The 236-nt window shown below is 49.6% G+C and carries 1 protein-coding gene; it reads right to left on the bottom strand.

The window, feature by feature from the left end:
* Positions 1-17 precede the first annotated feature (17 nt).
* Positions 18-236: transposase (locus ACQRCJ_RS12580; RefSeq protein WP_427799962.1), on the bottom strand; the 219-nt coding region annotated here is incomplete at its 5' end.

Raw genomic sequence — 236 nt, 5'->3', positions numbered from 1 at the left:
AGAGCGTGTTTGGAAACTCATTTATCAATAATGAAACGTTTCAACAGTATGCTTGCCATGGCTATTTGAGTCATGGACTCAGACACATCAAGGCGTCGCTCGTAATCCCGCACAAGACGCCTCCAGCGAACCAGCCAGCCGAATGTTCGTTCAACTACCCAACGCTTCGCCACTGGCTGAAAGCCTGTCTGCCCTGGTGTGCGTTTCACGACTTCCACAACAAATCCAAGATAGGT

Source organism: Desulfovibrio sp. SGI.102 (assembly GCF_050314315.1).
Lineage (GTDB): Bacteria > Desulfobacterota > Desulfovibrionia > Desulfovibrionales > Desulfovibrionaceae > Desulfovibrio.
This window is presented reverse-complemented; position numbering and strand designations above follow the sequence as displayed.